Source organism: Streptomyces megasporus (assembly GCF_000718985.1).
GTDB classification, from domain to species: Bacteria; Actinomycetota; Actinomycetes; order Streptomycetales; family Streptomycetaceae; genus Streptomyces; species Streptomyces megasporus.
On the sequence record NZ_JODL01000053.1, the window covers coordinates 1 to 6102 of the forward strand.

The following is a 6102-nucleotide window of genomic DNA, read 5'->3' on the forward strand; positions in this document are numbered from 1 at the left end:
CGCCCGCCGCGGCCTCCAACGTCTGCTGCGCGAGGGCGTCACGTCCGTCGTCGGGCCCTTCACCCGGCCCGCCGTCCGCACGGCCGTCCTCCGCTCGGGGCTCGCCGTCCTCCCGTCCCCCCGCCCGTCCGCTCTCTCCCCGGGAGCCCGCGCGGACTTCGCCGTCCACGACGAGACGGACGGCCGCTGCCTGGCCACGGTCCTCGCCGGCCGCCTGCTCCACCGCCGCACCTGATCTCACCAGGGTTTGTCGCGCTTGGGGATATCACCGTGGTTCTCACACCCCAACTCCCCGGCCACATTGCGTGCCACGTGCTGGAGGATGTCCATGTTCAACTTGATCGAGCTCAGACCGCCCTCGCCTCCGACGAGTCGGTGACCGTAGGAGAAGTTTCCATGGATCACAGGAGGGCCTTCCTCGGCCTTCCCGGCGTCGGAGGAGCGGCACTCGAAGTAAACATCGGCGTAAGTGTAGGTGGACACTGCTTGAAGGGAGAAAGGAAAGTCCATCTCGCCGACCACTTTTCTCTCCCTGTCGGGAGGAATATCTCTTCGTTCGTACAGTTCGAAAGATATACGCGGGGTCGACGTATCATCTCCCCTCTCGGGATGAATCCGGCACAGCTCCTGGGGTTTCGTCTCCTTTTTCTTCAGCGCGTATGAAAATCGAGTGGTGAAACTCTTCAAGTCGGCGCTGGAAGTTTGCTTGAAAGATTCAGATGCCGTTACCTTCTCGATGGCGGAAGCAGCCGCTCCTGAAAGTCCCCCGCATACGGATTTCGCGGAAATGGTTCTGTTTTTATCCTCATTGAAGCAGGCTGATGCGGCCAGCACGGTGAGCATGGAGATCAAGGCGACATTCAAGGGTGATCTGCTTATTTTCACGAAAGTGTCCACGGTGGGCATGTCTTACCTCGAAGTTCGCTTTTCATCGGGAGTGCGAGCCGCTTTCTTTCGGCTGGGCTCGTGTCGACAGTTTAATTCACCGCTTGACGCGTGAGATTCCCTCATTCGAAGAGCGGTGCAACGTCATTGCGTCCGCTGTCGTAGAGGGTCTCGATGTTCAGATCCTTTAGCCAGGGATCGTTCTCCGGAATTCCATGGGCGCTGACGAAAGCATCGAGCGGATCCACGGACCTGATCTTCCCGCGACTGTAAAATTCGAGCGGGTCGATCCCGTTGTCCTTCTCGAACTCCTTCATTCGTTCTTCAAGCTGCCGATCGAGGGAGATCTCGTACTGAGTCTCCGTGGCACTTGCCGCCCCTTCGATGATCGCAGGAACCGCGACGGTCACCACTGAGGAAACGGCAGCCCCTCCGAAGGGGAGTGTCAGAATCCCTACACCGAGCCCGATTCCCTGGCTCACGGCAAACTTTTCCCACTCTGCCGCTTCGGTCAGTTTTCGCTCTTTTTCCTCCTTTGCTTCTCCGTATTCATTCTGGATGTCGAGAGAACGAGCGCCGTCGATGATTCCGTTGAACTTTGCCCCCGTTTCAAGGATTATTTTTGCTTCATCGTCAGGCCCGGAGTGTGCCCTCATCAAAGCGGCAGTGTATTCTTGTTGAGCTGCTGCGAGGATTTCGTAGCTTCCCTCGTTCCTTCCCGTTGCGGCAAGGAATTTGGAAGCGACATTCGCGTCGACGCTGAAATGGCCGGAGCCTTCTCTGTGTCGGAAAGCTGATTCTCGTGTGTTTTCGTTGTAGTCGGATTTCCCGAAGTCCGAGACAGCCCAGGTCAAGTCATCGATGTAGCCGGCCCCCATCTTCGCCAAGCTGTTTCCGACGCCAGGCCGGTCAGGGGCAAAGTCCACGTCCTCGCTGACGAAAGTGACGACCTGGCTCATGATGTTCGCAGTAGTCTCATCGCGCTTCAAGCCGAGGTCGGGTCGGTCATACGGAATTCCGAGAGTGGCGGACTCCAGGGCATGCCCCAGCTCGTCGTAACCGTAACCCAGGTAGCCCTTCTTGCCTTCCACAGAATCATTCAGCCACTTACGTTCGTCCAGCAAGTATTTCAGGTGGGAGTTCAGAGCAGCCTCGTCTCCCGGGAGCTCATTCCACTTCTTCGAGTCGAACATCTCCTTTGCGGCTTCCGGATTGTGGCCGAGGGCTTCCAAATAGCCGGCCATAGGGTCATTTCCCGCATCGGACCCGAAGCTGATTTGGGCCTTGTGGCCGTTGACATACCAGAGATCCTTGAGGTCGCCCTTGTGCTCGCTTTCAAAGGAGAAAAGTGCCTCCCCGTAGTCCTTCAAGAAATCGGTTTCGAACTCGCCGTGGCGCATCAGGCTGCTCATGATCGAAAACCCGTATGATCCCTCGCTTGCGACGATCATGTCCGGGTACGAGAAATGGATTTGCTCATCACCGAGCTTGACCATTTCCTTCTTCCACTCCAGCATGGCATCGCTCTGGGAGTGGGTGGCGGCGGCGAGTGTGTGGGACAGAGACTTCTGGATCTTCGCCAGGGTCTTCCTGGCCTCTTCGTCGGAGTGGTGCCGCTGGTCGGCGACGCCCTGCCAGAACCGCAGGACTCCTTCGGGGCCGACCTTGGTGGCGAAACGCTCGGCGAAGTAGGGGTCGCCCTCGTGCTTCCTGAGCAGCCGGTTGAACTGCACGAGCTGCTCGTCGGTCATGTCTCGGCCGAGCGCGGCGAGCTTTACGAGGGTGTCGGCGTCCTTGCGGGCCTCGCGGCGTGCCTTTTGGGCATCCTTGACGCTGTTGAACATGTTTGGATGGAAGCCGGGGGAGCGCCCGTTGGGGTCCTGGGACAACGCCCAGTGCAGCGCGGTGTCGGCCTCGGTGGCGTTGGAGAGAGCCGTTTTGATCCGGTCGTTGTAGCCCCGGATCACGTCCTCGTAGGCCTGCTTGAGGACGGCGAGCCGGTTCGGCTCCTTCCTGTCGTCCGGATCCAGGTACACCAGCCCGACGGGGGAAAGCTTCAGGTTCCTGTCCTCGGCGACATCCGAGGCGACGTCGCGGATCTGTTTCTGAGCGGAACGGAAACTCTCCAGGGCGCTGCTGAGTAACTGATGGACGTCTCGGGCCTCCTCCGAAGCGTTGTCCATCTGCTTCTCGACCGCTGTGAAGTTCTTGAAAGCCGCCTCCGCCGCCTCCCCCTCCCAGTCGGAGGCTCGCAGAGCTCTGGAGACCTCGGACTTGAAGGAGGTGGCGATGGTGTCGAACTGCCCCGGAAGGTTCCGCCACTTGGTGACCGCCTCGGACAGCGGAGCCAGGTCGGCGTCCCTGACGGCCTTGTAGCTCAGCGTCATTTCTTCTCGTCCTGCTTCAGCCCGTCGATCACCTTGGCTTGATCGCCGTCCTCACGCTTGAGATCGCCGGCCGCCGAGCGCAGAGGCTTTGCGACGCCGTTGTCCAACAGGCTCTGCAGGTACTTCATCTGCCTTTCCCAGCGTTCCTGGAAAGTGGCGAAGGCCCCGGCGGACTTGAAGCCCTTCAATCCCTTGGCCACCTGCTCCGTCTTCTCGAGCGTGGCGTTATCCGCTTTGGTGAGGTTGCCGCGGATGGTGTCGGTTCTGCCCGCACGCTTGGTGAGTTCGCTCGGGGTGACGTGAAGCGTCTTCCCGGAGCCGCCACCCCCGCCTCCGTCGTGCCCGTTGAGCCTCATACGGGTGTCCCGCTCCCGCGTGGCCTTCGCCACGAGCTGGGCCCACTCCTCGTCGAACGACACGGTTCCCCCTGGTCACAGTTTCGATACTTGGCATTGCCCTGTGTAGTGGACCCGTCGTCGGGAGCGCAAAGGGTTCGAGCGGGACGCGCGGCAGGGGGTTCGGGAGACCTGGGAACGCACTCGCGACGGTGAGACCGTGGTGTGGGTGCCCCTGGCCGAGCGATTCGGTGTGGTCACCGCTCCTTCATAGTCGCAGGGGCGGTACGGCGTGTCGGGAGCCGAAGTTTTTCAGCCATGGAACCTGCGAGTCTCCGGTGCCGGCGCCTGTCCGCATCCGACCAGCTCAGACCGAGGTTGGAAAGCTCACTGCCAGGCTGACAGGCTCGGGCTCCAGGTTCCTTGGACAGATCCGTCGAGCAGGGGGTTGAGGAAGAGTGCTGCTGCCCGGGCGGCTTCGGGGAAGGTGGCGCAGCCCTTCAACCCGAGGACCAGGGCGGCTTGGGCGGGGTAGCCGTCGTGCCAGTCGGTGCTTGGGGCCTGGAAGGCATCGGGAAGAGTGATGCGGGTTCCCAACCGACGCCGTCGGTCCGCCTCGCGGTGCAGCGCCTGGTGGGTGGCCTCGCCCGGGATGTGTTCCTGCCGGCTGATGAGAAGCAGGTCGGCCAAGTCGCGGTAGCGGTTGGAGCCGTGGTCGCCGTGGCGCTCGTACATGGCGCAGATCTTGTCGGCGACGTGGTCGACGACCGGGTAGAGCAGAACCTGGGGCCAGTCGACGGGCCGCTCCAGGCCGACGGCGGACTTCAGAGAGCGGGTCTCCGGGGTGCCGACGAGGTCGTGCCCGACCACGAGGTCGACCTTGACGCTGTCCACCTTGGTGTTGCCGAAGTACACCGTGAAGTACTGAGATCCCCCTCGGCCTTCCTCGCTGTGCCCGGTGAACTTGCCGGGTACGAAGCGGAGGAAGTCGTCGAGATTCCGGGTCGCCGCTTCGATCACCCTCGCGGCCGCTTCCTCGGCTGTGCGGTCGGGGGAGGCGCACTGCAGGTCGATGTCCCGGCTGAGCCGTGCGGCGCCTTCGTAGCGGATCAGTAGAGCCTGGCCGCCTTTGATGAGCCACCCGTCGGGTTCCGCAGTGAAGACGCGGGCCGCCAGGCGGCTGAAGTAGAAGACCTTCATCAGCTCGGGCATGCTCATGCCGGTCTGTCGGGAGATCTTCTTCGCGGCCTGCGTCAGCGCTGTTCTGAACGCGGACGGACTGGCGTACTTCTTGCCCACGGTGCCCCGGCAATCGTGCTGGATCAGCCGACTCTACTCGGACTCGGTGCCGTCATCGGTACGTTCCGGCGTCGAGGGCGCATCGGCCCGCGCGTCATCGTCGCCGCCCGTTTCCACCATCGCCGGAGGGAGGGAGGGGACCTGTAGTCCTTGCGGCGCTTGCCGCAGCACTCGTTGCAGATTGGCCACCTGGAGCGGAAGGGGTGGCGTGGCGTCTCGCAGAGCATTCTGCAGCGCCTCGGCCCATGAGGGCGAGATAGACGGCGCGGGCTGCTGGGCAGCCAGCATCTGCAGTGCCTTGATGAAGCCTTCCCGGCCGGCTCGCTCGAGCTCGTGGACACGCAGTACTTCGCCGGCCTGGACCACCAGATGCTCGATCAGATCTCGACCGCCGGCAGTGCGAGGCAGACCGTATCGATGGGCGAACGGCCGGACCCGGCCGGCGAGTTCCTCCACGTTCACCAGGCCGCGGCGTTCGGCCTCGGCGATGACGCCGCCGATGTGGCCGCCGTCCGCCTTGGCACACAGCAGGTCGACGATGGTCCGGAGCGGTGTGGTGACCGGCAGGCCGTCCACGACCGTTACGTCCACGGGTTCCAGGGCCGCCGTGCGCAGGCGCACGTGCGGTTCCTTGGTGGTCCGCCGCCGTGGCACGCTGATCTCCGCCTCCGGAGCGGGGATGTCGCCCAGCTCGTGAAGTTGGCAGGCGGACGCGTGCGAGACGACACCGGAGTCCACATCGCCGACAGAACGCTCCCACGCGGGCACCCTGGGTTGCAGACGCAGCCAGGCCACCTTGATCTCCAGATGCCTCGGCATCCCGGCGGACGTCAACAGGTAGACGCCCCGGCCGACGTTCTCCAGAAGGCCCGCCTCCGTCAGGCGCAGCAACTGCACCCCGTTCAGGCCCGCGTCCTTGGCCTGGGCGGCGGTCACCAAGCCCCACTGGTCGGCGGCCAGCCCTGCCAGGGCGGATAGCTGCTCGGCGCGATCCATGCATCAATAGTTACACATACATCGCAGAGATAGTTACATTCAGGTGTAACTATCTCTGCGTCTCTCCTGCCGTAGACGTAACTATCTCTGCCTTCTTATCTGGGTACGCGGTGGCGGTCGAGGGCGACCGGATCGCGGCGGTCGGGCCGTTGGCGGAGCTGGACGCGGAGTATCCGAAGGCCCGCGTCCGCCGCTGGTCC

General features: G+C 63.0%; 7 protein-coding genes and 1 pseudogene. 3 read left to right on the plus strand and 5 right to left on the minus strand.

Going from position 1 to position 6102, the window contains the following annotated elements; translation table 11 throughout:
• Positions 1-235 (plus strand): annotated as a pseudogene (locus tag IF47_RS0126365) (hypothetical protein); the annotation flags it as partial.
• Positions 236-237: 2 nt separating this feature from the next.
• On the opposite strand, the gene IF47_RS30940 reads toward IF47_RS0126365, so the two are convergent.
• Positions 238-687: a hypothetical protein gene (locus IF47_RS30940; protein ID WP_157840067.1), complete on the minus strand. Its 450-nt coding sequence runs from the start codon at positions 685-687 to the stop codon at positions 238-240.
• Between IF47_RS30940 and IF47_RS30945 the strand changes: the two genes are divergently transcribed.
• Entirely contained in the window at positions 674-1000 is a 327-nt protein-coding gene (locus IF47_RS30945) for a hypothetical protein (protein WP_157840068.1), read from the plus strand. The two genes, IF47_RS30940 and IF47_RS30945, sit on opposite strands and share 14 nt — an antisense overlap.
• Before the next feature lie 7 nt (positions 1001-1007).
• On the opposite strand, the gene IF47_RS0126375 is transcribed toward IF47_RS30945, so the two are convergent.
• The 4 genes from IF47_RS0126375 to IF47_RS0126390 all read right to left on the minus strand — a co-directional run bounded on the left by IF47_RS0126375 (position 1008) and on the right by IF47_RS0126390 (position 5902).
• Positions 1008-3272, minus strand: a complete 2265-nt coding sequence (locus IF47_RS0126375; RefSeq protein ID WP_031511516.1) for a PPE domain-containing protein — start codon at positions 3270-3272, stop codon at positions 1008-1010.
• A complete protein-coding gene (locus IF47_RS0126380; RefSeq protein ID WP_031511517.1) occupies positions 3269-3691 on the minus strand; it encodes a type VII secretion target in 423 nt (140 codons plus the stop codon). The genes IF47_RS0126375 and IF47_RS0126380 overlap by 4 nt, the downstream gene beginning before the upstream one ends.
• Positions 3692-3994: 303 nt before the next feature.
• Positions 3995-4906 carry a nucleotidyl transferase AbiEii/AbiGii toxin family protein gene (locus IF47_RS0126385; protein ID WP_031511518.1) on the minus strand — a complete coding sequence of 304 codons (912 nt, stop codon included), beginning with the start codon at positions 4904-4906 and terminating at the stop codon, positions 3995-3997.
• A 33-nt stretch (positions 4907-4939) separates the two neighbouring features.
• A complete protein-coding gene (locus IF47_RS0126390) occupies positions 4940-5902 on the minus strand; it encodes a type IV toxin-antitoxin system AbiEi family antitoxin domain-containing protein (RefSeq protein WP_051718261.1) in 963 nt (320 codons plus the stop codon).
• 110 nt (positions 5903-6012) lie between these two features.
• Here IF47_RS0126390 and IF47_RS32220 point away from each other — a divergent pair.
• On the plus strand, positions 6013-6102 hold a 90-nt coding region (locus IF47_RS32220; protein WP_425423655.1), incomplete at its 3' end, for an imidazolonepropionase-like domain-containing protein.

Coding starts and splice junctions, on each gene's coding strand:
- IF47_RS0126375 (WP_031511516.1), bottom strand. CDS start 3,272: ATGACGCTGAGCTACAAGGCCGTCAGGGACGCCGACCTGGCTCCGCTG.
- IF47_RS0126390 (WP_051718261.1), bottom strand. CDS start 5,902: ATGGATCGCGCCGAGCAGCTATCCGCCCTGGCAGGGCTGGCCGCCGAC.